Origin of the sequence: Streptomyces sp. NBC_01166 (assembly GCF_045039765.1) — a bacterium.
GTDB lineage: Bacteria > Actinomycetota > Actinomycetes > Streptomycetales > Streptomycetaceae > Streptomyces.
Genome location: NZ_CP108613.1, coordinates 6033071 through 6055200, shown reverse-complemented (window position 1 = coordinate 6055200; position 22130 = coordinate 6033071). Strand labels below are relative to the sequence as shown.

18 protein-coding genes and 1 pseudogene are annotated in these 22130 nt (G+C 71.3%); 7 read left to right on the top strand and 12 right to left on the bottom strand.

Going from position 1 to position 22130, the window contains the following annotated elements; all coding sequences use genetic code 11:
- Positions 1-128: 128 nt before the first annotated feature.
- Complete coding sequence (locus OG379_RS28015; RefSeq protein WP_405665749.1) at positions 129-1706, bottom strand: PucR family transcriptional regulator; 1578 nt, start codon at positions 1704-1706, stop codon at positions 129-131.
- A gap of 151 nt (positions 1707-1857) precedes the next feature.
- Positions 1858-4227: an ATP/GTP-binding protein gene (locus OG379_RS28010; protein WP_405665748.1), complete on the bottom strand. Its 2370-nt coding sequence runs from the start codon at positions 4225-4227 to the stop codon at positions 1858-1860.
- 244 nt (positions 4228-4471) lie between these two features.
- On the opposite strand from OG379_RS28010, the gene gabT reads away from it, so the two are divergent.
- Both gabT and OG379_RS28000 read left to right on the top strand, forming a co-directional pair.
- Positions 4472-5812 carry a 4-aminobutyrate--2-oxoglutarate transaminase gene (gene gabT / locus OG379_RS28005; RefSeq protein WP_393763992.1) on the top strand — a complete coding sequence of 447 codons (1341 nt, stop codon included), beginning with the start codon at positions 4472-4474 and terminating at the stop codon, positions 5810-5812.
- A 404-nt stretch (positions 5813-6216) separates the two neighbouring features.
- Positions 6217-6753 carry a phosphatase PAP2 family protein gene (locus OG379_RS28000; protein ID WP_405665747.1) on the top strand — a complete coding sequence of 179 codons (537 nt, stop codon included), beginning with the start codon at positions 6217-6219 and terminating at the stop codon, positions 6751-6753.
- Here OG379_RS28000 and OG379_RS27995 read toward each other — a convergent pair.
- Together OG379_RS27995 and OG379_RS27990 are read right to left on the bottom strand one after the other, a co-directional pair.
- Positions 6738-8570, bottom strand: coding sequence for a chitinase (locus tag OG379_RS27995; protein ID WP_405665746.1), 1833 nt, complete (start codon positions 8568-8570; stop codon positions 6738-6740). The two genes, OG379_RS28000 and OG379_RS27995, sit on opposite strands and share 16 nt — an antisense overlap.
- A gap of 81 nt (positions 8571-8651) precedes the next feature.
- Positions 8652-9113 carry a hypothetical protein gene (locus OG379_RS27990; protein ID WP_393763986.1) on the bottom strand — a complete coding sequence of 154 codons (462 nt, stop codon included), beginning with the start codon at positions 9111-9113 and terminating at the stop codon, positions 8652-8654.
- 235 nt (positions 9114-9348) lie between these two features.
- On the opposite strand from OG379_RS27990, the gene OG379_RS27985 reads away from it, so the two are divergent.
- Positions 9349-9771 carry a hypothetical protein gene (locus tag OG379_RS27985; protein WP_405665745.1) on the top strand — a complete coding sequence of 141 codons (423 nt, stop codon included), beginning with the start codon at positions 9349-9351 and terminating at the stop codon, positions 9769-9771.
- Here the strand turns inward: OG379_RS27985 and OG379_RS27980 are convergent.
- The 7 genes and pseudogenes from OG379_RS27980 to OG379_RS27950 all read right to left on the bottom strand — a co-directional run bounded on the left by OG379_RS27980 (position 9750) and on the right by OG379_RS27950 (position 17781).
- Positions 9750-10527 (bottom strand): annotated as a pseudogene (locus OG379_RS27980) (helix-turn-helix domain-containing protein). The gene OG379_RS27985 and the pseudogene OG379_RS27980 overlap by 22 nt on opposite strands.
- Positions 10528-10609: 82 nt before the next feature.
- On the bottom strand, positions 10610-12025 hold the full coding sequence (locus OG379_RS27975; protein ID WP_405665744.1) for an NAD(P)/FAD-dependent oxidoreductase: 1416 nt from the start codon (positions 12023-12025) through the stop codon (positions 10610-10612).
- Positions 12026-12045: 20 nt separating this feature from the next.
- The gene (locus OG379_RS27970) at positions 12046-12849 is read right to left on the bottom strand and encodes an ABC transporter permease (RefSeq protein WP_393763982.1); all 804 of its coding nucleotides are present in this window, start codon (positions 12847-12849) and stop codon (positions 12046-12048) included.
- Positions 12849-13772, bottom strand: coding sequence for an ABC transporter permease (locus OG379_RS27965; RefSeq protein ID WP_405665743.1), 924 nt, complete (start codon positions 13770-13772; stop codon positions 12849-12851). Before OG379_RS27965 ends, OG379_RS27970 begins: the two co-directional genes overlap by 1 nt.
- The gene (locus OG379_RS27960) at positions 13769-14920 is read right to left on the bottom strand and encodes an ABC transporter ATP-binding protein (protein WP_405665742.1); all 1152 of its coding nucleotides are present in this window, start codon (positions 14918-14920) and stop codon (positions 13769-13771) included. The genes OG379_RS27965 and OG379_RS27960 overlap by 4 nt, the downstream gene beginning before the upstream one ends.
- A 50-nt stretch (positions 14921-14970) precedes the next feature.
- Entirely contained in the window at positions 14971-16218 is a 1248-nt protein-coding gene (locus OG379_RS27955) for an extracellular solute-binding protein (RefSeq protein WP_405665741.1), read from the bottom strand.
- A 48-nt stretch (positions 16219-16266) separates the two neighbouring features.
- Positions 16267-17781, bottom strand: coding sequence for a gamma-aminobutyraldehyde dehydrogenase (locus tag OG379_RS27950; RefSeq protein ID WP_405665740.1), 1515 nt, complete (start codon positions 17779-17781; stop codon positions 16267-16269).
- Between the two features lie 218 nt (positions 17782-17999).
- On the opposite strand from OG379_RS27950, the gene OG379_RS27945 reads away from it, so the two are divergent.
- Complete coding sequence (locus tag OG379_RS27945) at positions 18000-18539, top strand: NADAR family protein (protein ID WP_405668677.1); 540 nt, start codon at positions 18000-18002, stop codon at positions 18537-18539.
- 72 nt (positions 18540-18611) lie between these two features.
- On the opposite strand, the gene OG379_RS27940 is transcribed toward OG379_RS27945, so the two are convergent.
- Complete coding sequence (locus OG379_RS27940; RefSeq protein ID WP_405665739.1) at positions 18612-19322, bottom strand: DUF4190 domain-containing protein; 711 nt, start codon at positions 19320-19322, stop codon at positions 18612-18614.
- A 116-nt stretch (positions 19323-19438) separates the two neighbouring features.
- Between OG379_RS27940 and OG379_RS27935 the strand changes: the two genes are divergently transcribed.
- From OG379_RS27935 to OG379_RS27925, 3 genes are read left to right on the top strand one after another with little or no spacing between them, the layout of a single operon-like run.
- The gene (locus tag OG379_RS27935) at positions 19439-20473 is read left to right on the top strand and encodes an adenosine deaminase (RefSeq protein WP_405665738.1); all 1035 of its coding nucleotides are present in this window, start codon (positions 19439-19441) and stop codon (positions 20471-20473) included.
- Between the two features lie 23 nt (positions 20474-20496).
- The gene (locus OG379_RS27930; RefSeq protein ID WP_405665737.1) at positions 20497-21201 is read left to right on the top strand and encodes a glycerophosphodiester phosphodiesterase; all 705 of its coding nucleotides are present in this window, start codon (positions 20497-20499) and stop codon (positions 21199-21201) included.
- 52 nt (positions 21202-21253) lie between these two features.
- Positions 21254-22060, top strand: a complete 807-nt coding sequence (locus OG379_RS27925) for an SAM-dependent methyltransferase (RefSeq protein ID WP_405665736.1) — start codon at positions 21254-21256, stop codon at positions 22058-22060.
- The last annotated feature ends 70 nt before the right edge of the window (positions 22061-22130 follow it).

The window sequence follows — 22130 nt, the reverse complement described above, 5'->3', positions numbered from 1 at the left end:
ACGACGATCGCCGGGTGCCACGAGGGCACCCGTCGGCCCCACCGTAGGGCGGTCAGGGGCGGATGAGGCTTGTCCGCTGTGGAGTGGAGCGGAGGGCCGCTACGCCGGTTTGTCGTAGCCGGGCGGAGTTAATGCGTCCCCGAGGAGGCGGCTGTCGCCTTGAGGGCCAGCCAGAGCTCCATCCGGACGTCCGGGTCGTCGAGCGAGCGGCCCAGGATCTCCTCCACCCGGCGCATGCGGTAGCGCAGGGTGTGGCGGTGGACGCCCAGGTCGGCGGCGGCGGCGTCCCACTGGCCGTGCCGGGAGAGCCAGGCGCGAAGGGAGGCGACCAGGTCGCCGCGGCCCTTCGCGTCGTGTTCCTGCAGCGGCCGGAGCATCCCGTCGGCGAAGGCCCGTACGGCGTCGTCGGCGAGGAGCGGCAGGACGGAGCCGGCCGCGAGCTCCTCGTGCTCGACCATGGTCCTGCCGCGGCGGCGGGCGACCGAGAGCGCCTGTTCGGCCTGTTTGTACGCGGCGGAGACGGCGATCGGGCCGGAGGGGGCGGACATGCCGACGACCACGTCTGTGTCGTCGGCGCCCGGTTCGCGCACCGGCGGGTCGTCCGCGGCCCTGGCGTGGGCCGCGCCGGCTTCGACAGCCGCGCCGCCGTCCGCGGCCAGCACCACGAGGCGTTCCCCTTCGGGCACCATCAGGAGGTTCTCGCCGGACCGGGAGGCGGCGGCCTCCATCGCCTCGGCGAGCAGATCCGTCCCGGCGGGCGCCTGCGACTCCGCGATCAGGAGCCGGAAGGGTGCGTCGAGCAGCCCGCCGTAGAGGTCCCCGGCGACGGCCCGGGCGTGGTCCGGCTCCCCCGCCAGCAGCATGCGCAGGATCGCGGCGCCGAGGCGCTGTTCCGCGCCCTGGAGCGCGCGTGAGCGGGCCGTGGTCAGGGTCAGCAGGGCGACCGCGGAGTGCACCGCGTAGCGCTCGGCCGTGCCGAGCGCCGCCCCCGTCCCGACGGCCAGCGCACCGCGGTTCCGGCGGCCGGCGCCCAGGGACTGGAGCTCGACCCGGTCGTCGCTCTCGCTGTCGCCGACGACCACGCTGGCCGGGGCGGGGCGGTCCCTCAGCCGCTCCACCTCGGGGGTGAGCCGGGCGGCACGGCGTGCCGCCCAGTCGGGCGCGGCGGCGACGACGGCGCCCGAGGAGTCGTACAGGGCGGCCCACCCGTCGACGTGCGCGGCGAGGCGGGTGAGCAGTTCCGCGGGTCCGTCCCCGGCGACCGCGGCCCGGGTCAGTTCCCGCTGGGCGTCGAAGCCGGCGGTGACCGACCGGTACTGGTCCGCGGCGATCGCGGCGGACACCGCCTTGCTGATGGCGAGGAACGGTGTGCGCCGGGGGACCTCCAGGAGCGGCAGCCCGGCTTCCTCGGCGGCGTCCACGAGCGCCGGCGGAATCTCGTCGTAGGTGACCCCCACGGCGAAACCGAGGCCCGCGATCCCCGCACCGGCCAGCCGCTGTACGTACCGGCGCATCGTCCCCGGGTCCCGGGCGTCGAGGTTGGTCGCGGTGACGAGGAGCAGCTCGCCGCCGTCCATGTACGGGACGGGGTCGGCCAGCTCGCTCGCGTGCGCCCAGCGCACGGGGGTGGCGAGCCGGTCGGCGCCGGCCCGGACGGTGAGCTTGAGCGCCGAGTGCTGGACGAGGGAGGCGAGAGTGGGTGGCATGGGACCGCCGGACCTCTGGTGTCGATGGCACCGCCCGGGCGGGCGGCTCGATGGCGCCGCTCTGCGCGAGCGGCTCGAATGCGCCGCCCCGTACAGACGGACGGGGCCAATTCTGCCAGGGCGGCAGGGTCCCCGTAACCTCGTGGCCCCCTCAGCCGCCCAGCTCCACCAGGAGCGGCGGCGCGTGCTCGCCGTCCACCGTCGTCAGCGACAGGACCGCGTGGCCCGCCGGCAGCTCGTACGCCAGCTCCGAGGCGGACCAGCGCTCCCGCTCGACCCGTCGCACGGTCACGGCGTCCCTGGTCACGGCCTTGCCGGTGACGAGCTTGCGCAGCCCGTGCAGGGCGCGGGTGAACGGCTGGTCCGCGAAGACCGCGTGCTGGGCGACCTCGCGGGTCTCCACCCACTCCTTGCCCCAGACCTCGGAGAAGCGCTTGCCGTCCCAGGTGGTGACCCCGCTGAAGGCCATGCGGCAGCCGACCGCGCCGAGAAGCGCGGTGTGCAGCCCCTCGGGGACGTCGTCGACGGTGCGGAGGGTCAGGACCGCTCCGGCGTTGGCCGACCGCAGCCGCCGGATCCCCCGGACGGTCTCCGCGGTGACGGCGTGCGTGGCGTCGTCCAGCACCAGGCAGACGAAGAGCGACCGGTCGGTGCGGGCGGCGGCGATGGCGGTGAACTGGGCGAGGACCAGCCGGGTGAGCAGCCGTGACGCCTCGGCGTGTGCCCGCTCCGGAAGGCCGATCCTGACCCGGAGCGGCAGGTGTTCGAGGGACCGCAGTGAGAAGGGCCGGGCCCCCGCGCCGGTGGCGAAGAACGGCGCGAACGCGGGCCGGTCCAGGAGCGCGATCCGGTCGGCGAGCACCGGCCCGGGGTCCCCCGCCCCGCCCTTCTGCCGGGTGCGGGCCTCCAGCTCGCGCAGCATGGCCTGGTGGCCGCCTGCCCCGAGCGCCTCCCGCAGCGCGTCGATCGCGGCGACGTCGCCGTCCAGGAGCTCGCGGAGCGCCGGCACCCCGGGGAAGTGCCCGTGGACCGTGCGGTAGGGGCCGAGCAGCTGGGCCAGCACGGTGGCGGCGCGCCTGCTGTCCAGGTGGGTCACGTCGCCGACCAGCCCTTCCGCGAGCACGCTCGCGGCCTCGTCGGGGTCGGTCGTACCGCCGTACAGGTCGAAGTCGTGCGCGGAGGCCGGGTCACCGATCCGCACCACGACGTCGAACGCGTCGTCCGGACCGAGCTCGGCCCCCGCGCCTCCCACGGCGAGAACCGCGGCCTTCCCGGCGAGGGCCTGCAGGGCGAGCGATTCCACGACCGGCCGCACCAGCCGGGCGGACTTGCCCGCTCCGGGCGGCCCGACCGCGAGCAGGGAGGTGGCGAGCAGCGCGGGTTCCAGTGCGAGTCCGGAGCCGCGCCGGGCGTACGGGTTGTGCGGGTCGTCGGCGCAGCTGCCGAGTCGGACCTGGCCGGTCAGCAGATCGTGCCGGGCGGTGCGGCGCGGCAGGTCCCGGGCGCCCGAGGGGTGGAGCGCGGCGGCGCCGCCGGTGCGCAGGACGGCCTCGGTGAGCGCGGCGAGACGCTCCGGGTGCCCCCGGCCGACGGTCCAGGCGTGGCGCAGGCGTGCGACGTCGACGTCGTTCATGCGGCCGGTGCGCACCTCGGCGGTGAGGGCGTCGGCGGCGTCCGTCCGGCCTTCCGCGCGGAGCTCGGGCCACTGCTCGGGGGTGGGTGCGTCCGGGGGTGCGGAGGGGGCCTCGGGTGTCGTCGCGGTCCCCTTCCCGAAGCGGTCGGCGAGGAGCCGGCGCCAGTGGCCCAGGCGGGCGAACGGCCAGAGCACCCCGAGGGCGATCAGCGTGTAGATCACGTTGACGACGGCCTGGCTCTGATAGATCTCACCGCCCGCGACCGAGGCGACGAGGATCAGCACCGGCCGGACGAGCGGCACGGCGTCCTTCCACACGAGGAGCTCGGCGAGGGCCCCTCCGGCGGCGGTGGCCAGCCCCAGGAGGGGCTGCCCCCGGCCCGCGACGTGGCGCCGGAAGATCTCGGACCAGTTGCCCAGCCGCGCGCAGCCGTAGACCAGCAGCCCGAAGAGCACGGCCTCGTAGACCGTGAGGGCGTCGGCGCCCTCGATCGTCCGGGGACCGCCGAACGTACCGGCGTACCACCAGTCGCCGGGGGTGAACAGCTTCAGCGGGACGAGCCGGTAGGGGATGTACCCGTTGCGCCAGAGGGACCAGAGGAGGAGCCCGCTGAGTACGGAGATGAGCACCCCGACCAGCAGCGAGCGGTCGGACACCCCTTCGGGCTTCTCGGGCGGGCGCGGGGTGTGCCCGTAGCGCCACACGCCCGGTTCCCGGACGGGGCGCGGGGTGCGCAGCCACTCCTCGACACCGGTGTCCCCCGTGGGCGGGCGCCGGGGGTGCGGGGCATACGCGGGGGGCGGTGGCGCCGCGGGTGGCGGCCCAGCCGGACGGGGCACCCGGTCCGCGCCCGTGCCGCGTGCGTCGTACGTGCCTTCGGTGTCCATGAACCGCTGCCCCCTGACCAGCCAGGTCCCGCCTTCTGCACGGCCAATCTAGTGCCCGGGCACGGGGAGTTCAGCCATGCGGCCGGATGACCCCGCGGGGGCGTCGCCGGTGACGCCGACGGGGCATCTGTCCGTCACGGACAAGGACACGCCCCCACCACTCCCGATCGGAGCATGACCGCGGCCCGCACCCGCCCCTAGCCTGCAGAAACAGAAGCGTCCGAAACACCCCCAGGAGCCCCGCATGTCCGACATCCCGCAGGAGCGCCGCGTCGTCACCGCCATCCCCGGCCCGAAGTCGGCCGAGCTGCAGGCCCGCCGTGTCGCGGCGGTCGCCGCAGGTGTGGGTTCCACGCTGCCGGTCTTCACCGCTCGGGCGGGCGGCGGAATCATCGAGGACGTGGACGGCAACCGTCTGATCGACTTCGGTTCAGGTATCGCCGTGACCTCGGTGGGCGCCTCCGCCGAGGCCGTCGTACGCCGCGCCTCGGCGCAGCTCGCCGACTTCACCCACACCTGTTTCATGGTCACGCCGTACGAGGGGTACGTCGAGGTCTGCGAGCAGCTCGCCGAGCTGACGCCGGGCGACCACGCCAAGAAGTCGGCGCTGTTCAACTCGGGCGCCGAGGCCGTCGAGAACGCCGTGAAGATCGCCCGTGCGTACACCAAGCGCACCGCGGTCGTCGTCTTCGACCACGGTTACCACGGCCGGACGAACCTCACGATGGCGCTGACGGCGAAGAACATGCCGTACAAGCAGGGCTTCGGTCCCTTCGCGCCCGAGGTGTACCGCGTGCCGGTGGCGTACGGCTACCGCTGGCCGACCGGCGCCGAGAACGCCGGCGCCGAGGCGTCCGCGCAGGCCATCGACGAGATCACCAAGCAGATCGGCGCGGACAACGTCGCCGCGATCATCATCGAGCCGGTCCTCGGCGAGGGCGGCTTCATCGAGCCGGCCAAGGGCTTCCTCCCGGCGATCGCGCAGTTCGCGAAGGAGAACGGCATCGTCTTCGTCGCGGACGAGATCCAGTCGGGCTTCTGCCGCACCGGCCAGTGGTTCGCCTGCGAGGACGAGGGCATCGTGCCCGACCTGATCACGACGGCCAAGGGCATCGCGGGCGGCCTCCCGCTCTCCGCGGTGACCGGCCGCGCCGAGATCATGGACGCCGCCCACGCCGGCGGCCTCGGCGGGACGTACGGCGGCAACCCGGTGGCCTGCGCGGGCGCGCTCGGCGCCATCGAGACGATGCGCGAGCTGGACCTGAACGGGAAGGCCAGGCGCATCGAGGAGGTCATGAAGGGCCGCCTCGCAGAGATGCAGTCCAAGCTCCCGAACGGCGACATCATCGGGGACATCCGCGGCCGTGGTGCCATGATCGCGATCGAGCTGGTGAAGTCCGGCACGAAGGAGCCCGACGCTGCCGCCGCGGGGGCTCTGGCCAAGGCCTGCCACGCGGAGGGCCTGCTGGTGCTGACCTGTGGCACCTACGGCAACGTGCTGCGCTTCCTGCCGCCGCTCGTCATCGGCGAGGACCTCCTGAACGAGGGCCTGGACATCATCGAGCAGGCGTTCGCGCGGCTCTGACACGTGCGAACGGTCCGGGCTCCGGACGCCGTCCCCGGCGGCGGCGACCGGAGCCCGGGTGAGGGCGTGTGAAGAAGGTGTGCGGGGGCGATGGCGGGATACCGTTGTCACTTCCGGTGCCTCCTTCCTCTGACGTACGGTTTCCCCAGATGAGAGAAACACCCCGCCCGCAGGGGACTGCGGGTGATGCCGGGCCGGGGCTCCCCCAGCGCCGTACCGGCCGTGCCATCGCGCACACCGCTGGAGCTTCGGGCTCCGGGACTCCTCACCGATCGGATGGCCGCTCGCCCCACACCCCCCGGGGCGCGCGGCAACCCGATCCGACCGGCCACCTCGGAACAATCCCCCCTGTTCCCCGGTGGCCGGTTCTTCTCGTTCCCGCTGCCCTGCCGGCGCTCTTCCTGGTGATCACCTGGCAGGTGCTGGCCGACGGCCCGCTGCTGGATCCCGACGAGCGCCTCGGCCTGGAGCTGGCCGGGCGGGGCCCCGCACCGCTCGCGGACCTCTTCGCCGACCTCGGCAACATGCAGGTCGCCCTTCCCGTGCTGGCGTGTGCGGTCCTCCTCGCCTGGTTCCGCCGGGCCAGGCGTGCGGCGGTGTACGCCGTCGTGACCATGGCGGCCGTCCCGGCGCTCGTCGTCCCCCTCAAGCTGTGGACGGACCGTCAGGGTCCGCTGACCGAGGCGACGGGCTACTACCCCTCGGGTCACACGACCACGGCGATGGTGGCGTACGGGGCCGCGGCCCTGCTGCTGGCCCCGTACCTGAAGCGGTCCTGGGTGACGCTCGTCGCCGCCGTCCTGCTCACGGCGGCGACGAGCGTCGGTCTGGTGCTGCGCGGCTACCACTGGCCGCTGGACGTGGTGGCCGCCTGGTGCGTCGGCGGGGTGCTGCTGCTCGCCCTGCGGGCGGGCACGAGGAACGGTCAGCCGCCGAAGTAGGCGTCGAAGTTCTTCGAGAACTCCCAGTTGTTGAAGCGGTCCCAGTTGATGGACCAGGTCATCAGGCCACGCAGCCCGGACCAGGTGCCGTGCGTCTGGTAGCTCCCGCAGTCGGTCTTCTTCGTCAGGCAGTTCAGCGCCTTGGTGACCTCGGCCGGCGAGGTGTGGCCGTTGCCCGCCTGGGTGGAGGCCGGAAGGCCGAAGGCGACCTGTTCGGGACGGAGCGCCGGGAAGACCTTCGTCCGGTCACCCGCCACCGGGAAGCCGGTGAGCAGCATGTCGGTCATGGCGATGTGGAAGTCGGCGCCGCCCATGGAGTGGTACTGGTTGTCCAGACCCATGATCGAACCCGAGTTGTAGTCCTGGACGTGCAGCAGGGTGAGGTCGTCACGCAGGGCGTGGATGACGGGCAGGTAGGCGCCGGCGCGCGGGTCCTGGCCGCCCCACGGGCCCGAGCCGTAGTACTGGTAGCCGAGCTGCACGAAGAAGGTCTCGGGGGCCATGGTGAGGACGAAGTCGTCGCCGTACTTGGCCTTGAGGGACTTCACCGCGGAGATGAGGTTCACGATCACCGGGGTCGTGGGGCTGCGGAAGTCGGTGTCACCGGTGTTCAGCGAGAGCGAGTGGCCCTCGAAGTCGATGTCCAGGCCGTCCAGACCGTAGGTGTCGATGATCTTGGACACCGAGGAGACGAAGGTGTCGCGGGCGGCGGTCGAGCCGAGCTGGACCTGGCCGTTCTGGCCGCCGATGGAGATCAGGACCTTCTTGCCCGCGGCCTGCTTGGCCTTGATCGCGGCCTTGAACTCCGCCTCGCTCTCCACGTTCGGGCACTCGTCCACGGGGCAGAGCGAGAAGCGGATGTCCCCGGACGTCACGGACGTCGGCTCGCCGAAGGCGAGGTTGATGACGTCCCACGAGTCGGGGACGTCGACCATCCGCGTGTAGCCGGAGCCGTTGGCGAAGCTGGAGTGCAGATAGCCGACGAGGGCGTGGGCCGGGAGACCGGCGTCGCCCCCTCCCCCGCCGCCCGTGGCGGTGGTGACGCCCACGGCCGCCGACTTCGCCGACTCACCGGCGGCGTTGACGGCACTGACCTGGAAGCTGTACGCGGACGCGGCGGTCAGCCCGGTGACGGTCGCCGAGGTTCCGGTGGCGTCCAGGATCTTCGTACCGCCGCGGTAGACGCGGTAGCCGGTGGCTCCGGCGGACGCGGTCCAGGACAGCGGGACCGAGGACGCGGTGGCCGTGCCGGCCCGCAGTCCGGTGGGGGTGGCGGGCACGGTGACGGGGTCGCCGCCCGGGCCGGTCAGGGTGAGGTCGTCGGCGTAGTAGGCGGGGGTGCCGTACCAGCCGTGGGTGTAGACCGTCACCGACGTGGTCGCGGGGCCGGTTCTGAAGCTGGTGGTGAGCTGCTTGTACGCGCCGGCGGACTGGGTCCAGGTGGAGACGTCGGTGGTCCCGGTGCCGGACGCCCCGAGATAGACGTAGCTGCCCTGCACCCACGCGCCCAGCGTGTAGGTGGAGTCGGGCTTCACGGTCACCGTCTGGGAGCAGCGGGCGTTGTCGCTGCCCGCCGGTGTCGCCTTGAGCGCCGAAGTGCCGCTGCGCACGGGCGTGCTGACGGCCGCGCCGCTGCCGCCGGTGCAGCTCCAGCCGTCCAGTCCCGCCTCGAAGCCGCCGTTGCTCGCCAGATCCACGTCGGCCGCTCCGGCGGCCGGCGCCGTGGCGACCAGGGCACCGGCCGCGAGCAGGGCGGCCGAGAAGACCGCGGTGGGTCCGGAGAGACGGACAGGTGGTCTGGATCCGGTGCGTTCCACAACAGCCTCCGTGCAGGGGGGAATTGAGTGGTGCACAACATGGTCCAGACCAATCGGGTTGTCAAGACCTCTGGCGGTGCCTCACCCTCCGCCGTCGCGCGTTCCCCTGGCCGCCGCGGCCTCGTGCAGGGCAAGTTCCAGAAGGGTCGCGTCGGTGAGCGTGCCCGAGCCGTCCGGCGGGATCAGCCATCGCACCCCGCCCACGGTGCTGCCCGGCCGGGGGACGACGATCCACGTCCCGTCGCCGACCCCGCGGATGCCCGTCCCGACCCAGCGGGCCGCCGTCCCCGGGGGCACGAAGAAACCCATCCGGGACTCGCCGAAGTCCGCGAGTACGGGCCCCGGCCTGTCGAGAAGCCGGGTCAGCACATCGAGCGTGGGATAGCCCAGCTCCCCCGGAACGAGCAGCACGTCCCAGCGCCTTCCGGCGGGAAGCAGCGCCATCCCCTGGGGGTTGCGCTCCCACTCCCTCCGGCAGGCCGTCGGATCCGGCGCCACCGATGCGAGCCAGACGATCGCGGCCTCCGCCCCCGTGCGGGTCATGAGCCACCTTCCTTCCCGTGGGCACCGGCGGCTGATGCCGGCGCGTACATGAAGGAGAGGGGGGTGGAGCCGGATCATGACGCGGGTCGGCCTCCCCGGTGACAGTGAGCCCGGTCACGTCGGTGCGGCTTCCGCGTCCGGAGGGCGGTCGCACCATTCCCCGGGGGGAATTGCCGGTCGCCGCCGCGCGCCGCAGGATCTGGTCCCGGACCACTCACCCGGCAAGGAGAGGCACATGATCGAGATCGACGCACAGGCCCTGGCCGACCGCTACCTGGCCCAGTGGACGGAGCCGGACGCGGCCGGACGACGCGCGGCCATCGAGCGGCTGTGGGCCGAGAACGGCTGCCACATCCTCCGGCCGCCCGCGGAGATCCGGGAGATCGCCGAGGAACTCGGTTTCGCGCACACGGCCCTGGAGGCTCAGGGTTACGACGCGATCGAGTCCCGAGTGGCCCGGAGTTACGAGCGGTTCGTCGAGAAGAAGGGGTTCACGTTCAGGCGTTGCACCGATGCGATGCGTCTCCACGGCGTCGTCCGGTTCGGCTGGGAGACGGTGGTCGACGCGACCGGCGATGTCGTGGGTGGCGGCTCGGAGATCCTGGTCCTGGACGACGACGGCCGGATCGAGGCCGACTACATGTTCCCCGGGGCCTGACCGGCGGCAGCCGGCGCCATCGGCCCGGCGGCCGCCCGGAGCGCGTCGGCCGTCGGCTGGTCGGCGGGCAGGAAGGCTTCGAGCTTCAGCTCGGCAAGCGTCACGTCGACGGCGGTGGCGAAGGTCGTCACCGTGGTCATCAGGTGCAGCTCACCGCAGGAGGACCGCAGCCGGAGCGGAACCGCGAAGCCGAGCTGCCCGGCGGACGGCCCGAGCTCGGGGACGTAACCGGAGAGCTCGTCCCGCAGCTCCCGCGTGGCCGAGGCGCGCCAGGATGTGGCGCGCCCATTCGGCCAGGTTGCGGATGCGGGGCGCCACGCCGTCGGGGTGCAGTGCGAGGCGGTAGACGTTCGTTCCCGGGCCGAGCAGCTCCGGCGCGGCACCTTCGGTGATCAGGTCGAACGCGGTGTTCGCGGCGATGAGGTCACCCCGGCGGTCCACCACCAGAGCCGGGTAGGGCAGGTATCCGCGGAGGATGTGGTCGATGGCCGTACGGACGGGGGCCAGCACCGGGTCGTCCAACGCGCTCTCGGGATAGGCCGGCGCGTAACCGGCGGCCAGCAGCAGTTCGTTGCGTTCCCTCAGCGGCAGCTCCAGCGACTCGGTCAGCCGCACCACCATGTTCCGGCCGGGGACCGACCTGCCCGATTCGATGAAACTGAGGTGGCGCTGGGTCGTGCCCGCCCGCAGCGCCAGGTCGAGTTGGCTGACGTGCAGGCGGGTACGGCGTTCGCGAAGCGCGCGGGGAAAGTCCACGCACCTGTTGTAGCTGTGGGGGCGGCCGCGGACTATTCCCTTCGGGGAATCGCCGCCCCCACCACCAGCCCCGGGGCCGGGCTCAGCTGTCGAAGCCGAGCCCCAGCCGGTCCATGGTCCGCAGCCACAGGTTGCGGTGCCCGCCATGGCTGTCCGCCCGGGCCAGGGACCTCTTGGTGAGCTCGATCCCGGTCCACGCGAACGGCTCCGGCGGGAAGGGCATCGGCTTGGTGCGGACCATGCCGAGCGCGGTCCGCCCGGTCTCCCGCCCCGAGAGGAGGTCGAGCATGACCTCGGCTCCGAAGCGCGTGGCTCCGACGCCCAGTCCGGTGTATCCGGCGGCGTACGCGACCCGGCCGCGGTGGGCCGTACCGAAGAAGGCGGAGAACCGGGAACACGTGTCGATCGCACCGCCCCAGGCATGACTGAAAAGCACGCCGGACAATTGCGGAAAGCACTCGAAGAACTGCCCGGCGAGTTTCAGGAAGGTCTCCGGCCGCTGGTCCAGCGACGCGTTCAGCCGGCCGCCGTACGGATATACGGCGTCGTATCCGCCCCACAGGATCCGGTTGTCCGCGGAGAGCCGGAAATAGTGGAACTGGTTGGCGCTGTCCCCCAGCCCCTGACGGTTGCGCCAGCCGACCGAGGCGAGCTGGTCCGCGCTCAGGGGCTCCGTCATCAGCGCGTAGTCGTACACCGGGACCGTGTACGGGCGCACACGCCGCACCAGCGACGGGAAGATGTTCGTACCGAGCGCGACGTCCCGGGCGAACACCCTGCCGTACGGGGTGCGCACCGCCGTGCCCGCGCCCGACCGGGCGATGTCGAGGCCCGGGGTGCGCTCGTAGATCCGTACGCCGAGGCCGGTGCACGCCTCCTTCAGGCCCCAGGCGAGCTTCGCCGGGTGCAGCATGGCGACGCCGCGCCGGTCCAGCAGTCCGCCCAGGAATGTCGGTGAGTCGACTTCCGCGCGCACCTGGTCGCGGTCCAGGAACTCGAGGCCCCCGAGGCCGAGGCCCTCGGCCCGGCGGTGCCATTCCCGCAGCTCGTCGAGCTGGTGGGGCTGGGTCGCCACGTCGATCTCGCCGGTGCGCTCGAACTCGCAGTCAAGTGAGTAGCGGGCGACGGCCGCCTCGATGGCGTCGAGGTTCCGCGCGCCCAGCTCCTCCAGCTTCCGGATCTCGTCCGGCCAGCGCTCCAGGCCGTTGGCCAGGCCGTGGGTCAGCGAGGCGGCGCAGAAACCGCCGTTGCGGCCCGAAGCGGCCCAGCCCACCTCATGGCCCTCGATGAGGACGACATCGCGTCCGGGGTCCCGTTCCTTGGCGATCAGCGCGGTCCACAGTCCGCTGTAACCGCCGCCGACGACCAGGAGATCGCACCGCTCGTCGCCGGTCAGGGCGGGGCGGGCTGCCGGCTTTCCCGGGTCGTCGAGCCAGTAGGACAGGGTGCGCGCTTCGGAGAGTGAGTGTGCTGCAGTACGCATGGCATCCGGCGCCATGGTTTCCAACTCCTTCGTTTTCACTTTCCCGCGTTGCTCTTGCGCCGGTTCGCAATGAGCTGTCCGACGAGAACGACCGCCACGGCGATGACGAACATGGCCGTGCCGATGACGTTGATCTGCACAGGTGTCCCACGCTGCGCCGAGCCCCAGACGAACATGGGGAACGTCACCGTGGAACCCGCGTTGAAGTTGGTGATGATGAAATCGTCGAAGGAGAGCGCGAAGGCGAGCAGCGCTCCCGCGGCGATTCCGGGGGCGGCGATCGGGAGCGTCACCCGGACGAATGTCTGCACGGGTCCCGCGTACAGATCGCGGGCGGCCTCCTCCAGCCTCGGGTCCATCGACATCACGCGCGCCTTGACCGCCGTCACCACGAAGCTGAGACAGAACATGATGTGGGCGATGAGGACGGTCCAGAAGCCGAGCTCGGCGCCCATGTTGAGGAAGAGCGTCAGCAGCGACGCCGCCATGACGACCTCGGGCATCGCCATCGGCAGGAAGATCAGGGAGTTGACCGCGCCGCGCGCCCTGAAGCGGTAGCGGACCAGCGCGAAGGCGATCATCGTGCCGAGCACGGTGGCCCCCACCGTCGCCCAGACCGCGATCCGCAGCGAGAGCGAGAGCGAACCGCAGAGGTCGGCGACGCCGCAGGGATCCTTCCACGCGTCCAGGGAGAACTCCTGCCAGGCGTAGTTGAAACGCCCCACCGGCCGGTTGAAGGAGAAGACCATCACGACGATGTTCGGCAGGATCATGTAGGCCAGGGTCAGCAGACCCGCGATCACGACCAGGTTCCGGCGGAGCATGCGGAGTACGGGCATCAGACCAGGTCCTCCGTCCCGGAGCGGCGGATGTAGACGGTGACCACGAGCAGGACGACCGCCATGAGGATGAACGAGAGCGCGGCCGCCGTCGGGTAGTCCAGGACCCGCAGGAACTGGGTCTGGATGACGCTGCCGACCATCTTGGTGTCGGTGGAGCCGAGGAGTTCCGCGTTGACGTAGTCGCCGCTGGCCGGGATGAACGTCAGCAGGGTGCCCGAGACGACGCCGGGCATGGACAGCAGCAGCGTCACCTTGCGGAAGGTGGTGGCGGGGGTGGCGTACAGGTCGCCCGCGGCCTCGTGCAGCCGGCCGTCGATCCGTTCCAGCGAGGTGTAGAGCGGAAGGATCATGAACGGCAGGAAGTTGTACGTCAGACCGCAGACGACGGCCATGGGGGTGGCCAGGACCCGGTTGTTCTCCGTCCAGCCGAGCCAGGCGGTGACGTCCAGGACGTGCAGGCTGTCGAGCACGTCGACGACCGCGCCGCCGTCCGCGAGGATCGTCTTCCAGGCCAGCGTCCGGATCAGGAAGCTGGTGAAGAACGGCGCGACGACCAGCACGAGCACCAGGTTGCGCCAGCGGCCCGCCTTGAACGCGATCAGATAGGCGAGCGGGTAGCCGAGCAGCAGGCACAGGAGCGTGGCGGTGCCGGCGTACAGCAGGGACCGGACGAACTGCGGGTAGTAGTCGGCCAGAGCGTCCCAGTACGTCCGGAAGTGCCAGGTGACCTCGAAGCCCTTCTCCAGGGATCCCGTCTGGACGGAGGTCGACGCCTGGTAGACCATCGGCAGCGCGAAGAACACGACGAGCCACAGGATGCCGGGGAGCAGCAGCCAGTAGGGGACGAGCCGCCTGCGGGTGGACGGCTTGCGGACCACGGCCTCCGCGGGGGGCGCGGGTGGCGCCTTCGTGACGCTCACGCCACCTCCTCCAGGCCTTCCGTGCCGGCGTCGATGGACTGGTCCGCGTCGAGTCCGAAGGTGTGCTCGGGGTTCCAGTGCAGGACGACGTCGGCGCCGGGTACGAGCCGGCTGTCGCGCTCGATGTTCTGCTCGTAGACCTGGAGGGCCGTGCCGGCCGGGCTCTCGACGACGTACTGCGTGGAGACGCCGATGAAGCTGGAATCGGTGATGCGGCCGGTGACCCGGTTACGGCCGTCGGGTATCGCGGCCGCGTCGGCGGTGTGGGTGAGGGAGATCTTCTCGGGGCGGACGCCCACGAGCAGCTTGTCCCCGCTCCGGGCGGTGGAGGCGCACCGCCCGCCGGGCAGCCTGAGCTTCCCGCCGCCTGCCGTGACGACGACGTCCGTACCCGTGGAGACGATCTCCCCCTCGATGAGGTTGGAGGTGCCCAGGAAGTTCGCCACGAAGGTGGTACGGGGGTTCTCGTAGAGGTCGGCGGGGGCGCCGAGCTGCTCGACGCGGCCGCCGTTCATCACCGCGACGGTGTCGGCCATGGTCATGGCTTCCTCCTGGTCGTGGGTGACGTGGATGAACGTGATGCCGACCTCGGTCTGGATCCGCTTGAGTTCGAGCTGCATCTGGCGGCGCAGCTTGAGGTCGAGGGCACCCAGGGGCTCGTCGAGGAGGAGTACCTGGGGGTGGTTGATGAGCGCGCGGGCCACGGCGACGCGCTGCTGCTGTCCGCCGGAGAGCTGGTGCGGCTTGCGACGGGCGAAGTCGCCGAGCTGGACGAGGTCCAGCATCTCGCCGACCTGCTTCTTCACGGACTTGATGCCGCGGCGGCGCAGCCCGAAGGCGACGTTCTCGCTGACGTCGAGGTGCGGGAAGAGCGCGTAGCTCTGGAAGACGGTGTTGACGGGCCGCTTGTACGGGGGCAGGCCGGTGATGTCGCGGCCGCCGAGCGAGACCGTGCCGGTGGTCGCCTCCTCCAGGCCGGCGATCATGCGCAGGGTGGTGGTCTTGCCGCAGCCGGACGCGCCGAGCAGCGCGAAGAAGGAGCCCTGCGGGACGGTGAGGTCGAGGGGGTGCACTGCGGTGAAGGAGCCGTAGGTCTTGCTGATCCCGGTGAGACGGACGTCGCCGCCCTCTGTCTGCTGCTGTGTCATGGGTCGCGGTCCCAGTGGTGTCGGGGGAGAACGGGAGGGGGACGGGCCGGTCAGGCGCCGATGAGCTTGGCGAACTTCTCCTCGTACGCCGTCTCTTCCTCGGAGCTGAGGGAGCGGAAGGCCCGCGACTTCGCGGCCATCGCCTTGTCGGGGAGGATCAGCGTGTTGGACGCCATCGACTCGTCGATCTTCGCCAGTTCGCCGGCGACCCCGTCCACCGGGCAGACGTAGTTGATGTAGGCGGCGAGCTGGGCCGCGACGGGAAGCTCGTAGTAGTAGTCCATGAGCTTCTCGGCGTTGGTCTTGTGCCGGGCCTTGGCCGGGATCAGCATGTTGTCGCTCGACGTGATGTAACCGGCGGACGGGATGGAGAACTTGATCGCCGGGTTGTCCGCCTGGAGCTGGATGATGTCGCCCGCCCAGGCGACGCAGGCCGCGATGTCCCCCTTGCTCAGGTCCGCGGTGTAGTCGTTGCCGGTGAAGCGGCGTATCTGCTTCGTGTCGACGCCCTTCTGCATCCGGCCGATCGCCGCGTCGAAGTCGGCGTCGGTGAAGGTGCCCGGGTCCTTGCCCATGTCGAGGAGCGTCATGCCGACCGAGTCGCGCATCTCGGAGAGGAAGGAGACCTTGCCCTTGAGCTCGGGGTCGTCGAGCAGCTGGGTGACGGAGTCGACCTTGCGGCCACCGGTCGCCTTCTCGTTGTAGGCGATGACGGTCGGGATGCCGGTCCATGGATACGAGTAGGCGCGTCCCGGGTCCCAGTCGGGCCTGCGGAACTGGGCCGACAGGTTGGCGAAGGCGTGCGGGAGGTTCGCGTGGTCGAGCTTCTGCGCCCAGCCGAGCCGGATGATGCGTGCGGCCAGCCAGTCCGTCACGATCATGAGGTCGCGGCCGGTGTCCTGACCCGCCGCGAGCTGCGGCTTGATCTTCCCGAAGAACTCGACGTTGTCGTTGATGTCCTCCGTGTACTTGACCTTGATCCCGGTGCGTTTCGTGAACGCGTCCAGGGTCGGACGGCTCTTCTCGTCCTCGCCGACGTCCATGTACTCGGTCCAGTTGGAGAAGTTGATCTGCTTCTCCGCCGCCGAGTGGTCGTCGGAGACCGCGGCGTCCCCTTCCCGCCCGGCGGGCGGGATGCCGCACGCGCTCAGCGCCCCGAGGCCGCCGAGCGTGAGGGCTGCCGTGCCCGACACCCGGAGAAGGGAACGGCGGGTGAGGGCGCCCCTGCCGTTCGTGAGGCTGCGCCTCATGGCGGCCAGCTGGGGCGCGGAGAGGCGCTCGGGCTCGTACTGCTCCATACGCGTGTGCCCTTCCGGGTGGGTGGGGCCGCCGGCCGGCGGCCGCTGCTATCGGTCCCCGAAGACGGTGCGGTGCCAGTCCTTCCTGGCCACCGCGGTGTTGTCGTACATGACGTGCTTGACCTGCGTGTACTCCTCGAAGGAGTACGACGACATGTCCTTGCCGAAGCCGCTGGCGCGGTATCCGCCGTGCGGCATCTCGCTGATGATCGGGATGTGGTCGTTGATCCACACGCAGCCCGCCCTGAGCTCACGGGTGGCGCGGTTGGCCCGGTACAGCCCGGTGCTCCAGGCGGAGGCGGCCAGTCCGTACGGGGTGTCGTTGGCGAGGCGGATTCCCTCGTCGTCGGTGTCGAAGGGCAGCACGACCAGGACGGGGCCGAAGATCTCCGAGCTGACGATCTCGCTGTCCTGGGCGGCGCCCGTGATCAGGGTCGGCCGGTAGTAGGCGCCGTCGGCGAGTTCGCCTCCGGGAGCCTCGCCGCCGGTGACGACGGTGGCGTAGGCGCGGGCCCGGTCGACGAATCCGGCCACACGGTCGCGCTGCTGATGGCTGATCAGCGGCCCGAGGTCGGTCGCCGGGTCGAAGGGGTCACCGAGCCGCACGCTCTCCATCAGGGCGGCGACCCCGCTCACGAAGGCGTCGTGGAGGGGGCGCTGGACGTAGGCGCGGGTGGCGGCCGTGCAGTCCTGGCCGGTGTTGATGAGGGCTCCGGCGACCGCTCCGTGCACCGCGGCTTCGAGATCGGCGTCGTCGAAGACGAGGAAGGGCGCCTTGCCGCCGAGCTCCAGGTGGAGGCGCTTGACGGTGGAGGTGGCGAGCGAGGCGACCCGCTTGCCGACGGCGGTGGAGCCGGTGAAGGAGGTCATCACGACATCGGGGTGGCTCACGAGGTGCTCACCCGCGTCCCGGCCGGCGCCGGAGACGATGTTGATCACGCCGTCGGGGATGCCCGCCTCCGTGGCGGCCTGCGCGAACATCAGCGAGGTCAGCGGCGTGATCTCGGCGGGCTTCAGCACGATGGTGTTGCCCGCCGCGACGGCCGGGAGGATCTTCCAGGCCGCCATCTGGAGCGGGTAGTTCCAGGGCGCGATCGAGCCGATGACGCCGAGGGCCTCACGGCGTACGTAGGAGGTGTGGTCGCCGCTGTACTCCCCGGCCGACTTCCCTTCGAGGTGGCGGGCGGCCCCGGCGAAGAACGAGGCGTTGTCGACCGTGCCGGGGACGTCGAACTCGGTGGAGAGCTTGACCGGCTTTCCGCACTGCAGGGATTCGGCGTACGCAAGGTCGTCGGCCTGCTCGTCGAGTACGGCGGCGAAGCGGTGCAGTGCCTCCGAGCGTTCGCCAGGGGTGCGCCCGGACCAGCCGGGGAACGCCTCCCTGGCGGCGGCCACGGCCGCGTCGACGTCGTCGGTGCCCGCGAGCTCGTAGCGGAGGACCGTGCTGCCCGTCGCGGGGTCCACCACGTCCTGATGGCGTCCCGATGTTCCGGGACGCAGCCGTCCGCCGATGTACTGCGCACCCTCGGCGAAGCGGTCCCGCACCTGGAAAGCGTTGCCCATGACGTTCTCCTCCGCTGCCCCCGTGACCAGGGGCGGCGTAGCTTCTTGTCGAATTGAGTGCCGATCCTGACAGAGGGGACCTCCACCAACAAGTGATTCCGTTGTTTCCTTTTGGTTACGCGACGGAATCTGTCGACGATGTGTCTCGTGCGTACGGAAATCCCTGTACGGGCTGTCAGTGGCGGATGCCAGACTGGGCTGCCATGGGACAGGACCACATGGACGGCCTCCTTGCGCGCGCGGCCAGCGGCGAGAGGGTGAAGTACCTGCCGTTCTGGGGGCATCGGCCCCGCTGGGACGGCAGGCTCGGGGAGAGCTGCCTCAGTCAGTGGTGGCCTGCGCCGTTCACGGTCGGTTCGGTCACCTATGCCACGGCCGAGCACTGGATGATGGCCGGCAAGGCCAGGCTCTTCGGGGACGCCGAGGCCGAGGCCCTGGCCGTGTCCGCGAGCAGCCCGGCGGCGGCGAAGAAGGTGGGCCGGCTGGTGAAGGGCTTCGACGACGGCATATGGGCACGGGAGAGGTTCGCCCTGGTCGTCGAGGGCAGCGTCCACAAGTTCGGTCAGGACCCGGCGCTGCGGGCGTACTTGCTGGGGACGGGTGAGCGTGTGCTCGTCGAGGCCAGTCCGATGGACCGGATATGGGGCATCGGGCTCACCAAGGACGATCCGCGTACCGCGGACCCGGCTTCCTGGCGAGGTCTGAATCTGCTGGGCTTCGCGCTGATGGAGGCGCGGACGCGGCTGCGCGCGGGGTGATACGCGCGTGGCCGGGCCCCGGGACACCTGCCTCGGTCCCGGGCCCGGCCACGGGCAGCCGTGCGCCGTCGGTCAGCGGGAGGTGCCGACGACCAGTGACGTGGCGTAGGGGTCGTCGTAGTCGTAGCTGCTGCCCGACTCGTCGTTGGCGATGGCCCAGATCAGGAATCCGAGGAAGACCGCGCTGATGACGATCGAGACCGATCCCAGGATGATCCCGGCGAGGGCCATGCCCCCGTTGGTCGCCTCACCGCGCTTGGCGCGGCCCCGGCCGATGATCCCGAAGATCAGGGCGAGGATGCCGAGGATGACCCCCAGCCCCCACATGCAGAAACCGACCACCGCGATGATGCCGAGGACCATCGCCGCGGTCCCCAGCCCGTTCGCGGGCGCGGGGCCCCAGGGCTGCTGGCCGCCGTAGCCGGGGTATCCCGGGTAACCGTACGAAGCCGAGGGCGCGGCGCGAGCGGCCGGGTAGCCGTACGCCGCCGACGGCGCGGCAGGGGCCGCCGGGTAGCCGTACTGCCCGGGCTCCCCCGGCCCGTTCGGCCCGACCGGCGGGGCCGGGACAGGGGGCTGCTGGGGGCCGAAGGTCCCGGCCGGCCCGGGTATGGGCCCGGTGCCCTGGTCGGCGCCCGGCATGGACGTGATCGTGGGCTGGTTGTGCACGGCGGGCGGGACGGCGTCCGCGGGCTGCTTGCCGAGCTCGACCCTGCTGTCCGGCGGAGCCCACGGATCGCGCGGCGCGCCCTCGCCCCCGGGCTGCTGTGTGTTGTCTGACATGGGCCTCCCCCATCGTGGTCCCGCCATGCTACGGCCCGGCATCCACCGGCAGGGTCCCGCCTACGATGATCGGTGCAGCCGGTACACCCGGCCCAAATCAGATCGGGGAGTATCCGATGAACGACCTGCATCCCTTCATCGCGGGGCTGCCCAAGGCCGAGCTCCACGTCCACCACGTGGGCTCGGCCTCGCCGCGCATCGTGGCCGAACTTGCGGCCCACCACCCCGACTCCAAGGTCCCCACGGACCCGGAGGCGCTGTCGGACTTCTTCACCTTCACCGACTTCGGGCACTTCATCGACGTCTATCTCTCGGTGGTGGACCTGATCCGCACCCCCGAGGACGTCCGGCTTCTGACCTTCGAGATCGCCAGGGACATGGCACGGCAGAACATCCGGTACGCGGAGCTGACCGTGACCCCGTTCAGCTCGACCCGCCGGGGGATCCCGGAGCAGGGCTTCATGGAGGCCATCGAGGACGCCCGCAGGGCGGCCGAGGCCGAGCTCGGCACCGTGCTGCGCTGGTGCTTCGACATTCCGGGCGAGGCCGGCCTGGAGGCCGCGGAGGAGACGACCCGGCTCGCCGTCGACCTGCGGCCCGAGGGGCTGGTCTCCTTCGGCCTGGGCGGGCCCGAGGTCGGGGTGGAGCGCCCGCAGTTCAAGCCGTACTTCGACCGCGCGATCGCCGAGGGCCTGCACTCCGTCCCGCACGCCGGGGAGACCACGGGCCCTGGGACCGTCTGGGACGCGCTCACCGCGCTGCGCGCGGAGCGCATCGGCCACGGCACCAGCTCCACCCAGGACCCGGAGCTGCTGGCGCATCTCGCCGAGCACCGCATCGCCCTGGAGGTCTGCCCGACGTCGAACATCGCCACCCGGGCCGTCGCCGACATCGACCGGCACCCGATAAGGGAGATGGTCGAGGCGGGCGTCCTCGTGACGGTCAACAGCGACGACCCGCCCATGTTCGGCACGGACCTCAACAACGAGTACGGGGTGGCGGCCAGGCTGCTCGGCCTGGACGAGCGCGGAGTGGCGGATCTGGCGAAGAACGCCGTGGAGGCCTCCTTCCTGGACCCGGCCGGCAAGCGGACGCTGGCCGCCGAGATCGACACGTACACGACGAACTGGCTGGAGGCCCCCGGCCTGTGACCCCGGCCGGACACAATGGCCCCATGACCACCACTGTCACCGCCGTGGCACACCGCGGCGATCCCTACCGTGCCCGTGAGAACACGCTCCCCTCGATCCGGTCCGCCGTGGAACGGGGGGCGGACGCGGTCGAGATCGATGTCCGCGCCACCCGTGACAGGGTGCCCGTGCTGCTCCACGACTCCACGCTGGAGCGGCTGTGGGGCCATGACGTCCGCCTCGACCGGCTGGACCACCGGGAGTTGAAGGAGAGGACCGGCGGCGGGGTGCCCACCTTGCGTGAGGCGCTGTCCGCCGCCGGCGACCGGCGGATCATGGTCGACCTGCCCGGTGCGACCGACGCCTCGGTGAAGGAGGTCGTCGGTGTGGTGCGGGAGTGCGGGGCGGAGGAGCGCGTGTACTACTGCGCGGACACGCACGCGATGCTGAAGGTTCGAGCGGCCGATCCGTCCGCCGAGATCGCTCTGACCTGGACGACGCTCGCACCCCCTCGTGCCGTACTGCTGGAAGCGGTGCGGCCGCGCTGGCTGAACTACCGTTTCGGGCTCCTGAGCCGCGAGCTGGCCGACCGTGTCCACTCCGACGGGCTGCTGCTCTCCGCCTGGACGGCGGACACCCGGCGCACCATGCGCCGGCTGCTCGCGTACGGGGTCGACTCCATCACCACCAACCGGATCGACTCGCTCCGGACCCAGTTGGCCAACTCCCTTCACTCTGGCGCTTCTTGATCGGTCCGGCATCATGGGCGGGACCGTATCGTCCGTGATCCCAGGAGCAGACGTGACCGAGCCCGGCCGTCCCACCGCACCCTCCCGTGTACGTTCCGACATCGCCCACAACGCCCGGGTGTGGAACTACTGGCTGGGTGGCGGCGACAACTACTCCGTCGACCGCGCGGTGGGCGACCGGGTCACCGGCATGTATCCGAGCATCGGCGAAGTGGCCCGCGCGGACAGGGCGTTCCTGGGCCGGGTGGTGCGCCATCTGGCCGGTGACGCGGGGATCGGCCAGTTCCTGGACATAGGCACCGGGCTCCCGACCGCGGACAACACCCATGAGGTCGCCCAGCACACCGCGCCCGACGCACGCGTCGTCTATGTCGACAACGACCCGATCGTCCTGGCGCACGCGCGCTCCCTGCTCAGCAGCTCGCCGGAGGGCGCCACCGAGTACATCGACGCGGACGCCCGGGATCCGGAGCACATCCTGCGCGCGGCCGGACAGACCCTGGACCTCCGGCGCCCGGTCGCGGTGATGATGCTGGGCATCCTCAACTTCGTCCTGGACACGGACGAGGCGCGGGACATCGTGACGAAGCTGATGGACGCCCTGCCGTCCGGCAGCCATCTGGTGCTCACCCATCCCACGCTGGAGCTGGGCGGCGAGGGCAACGAGGCCGCCATGCGCTTCTGGAACGAGAACGCCACCCCGCCGATCACGGCTCGCAGCCGTTTCGAGTTCGCCTCGTTCCTCGACGGCCTGGACATCCTGGAGCCGGGCATCGTGTCCTGCTCCCGCTGGCGGGCGGGCCACGCGGGCCGGACCCCCGAGGTCGCCCAGTTCGGCGCGGTGGGCCGGAAGCCCTGATGGGGAGGCCCGCGACGCGAAGACCCTTCACGCGCAGTTCCCTGACGCGGAGGCCGTGGGCGCGATGGGT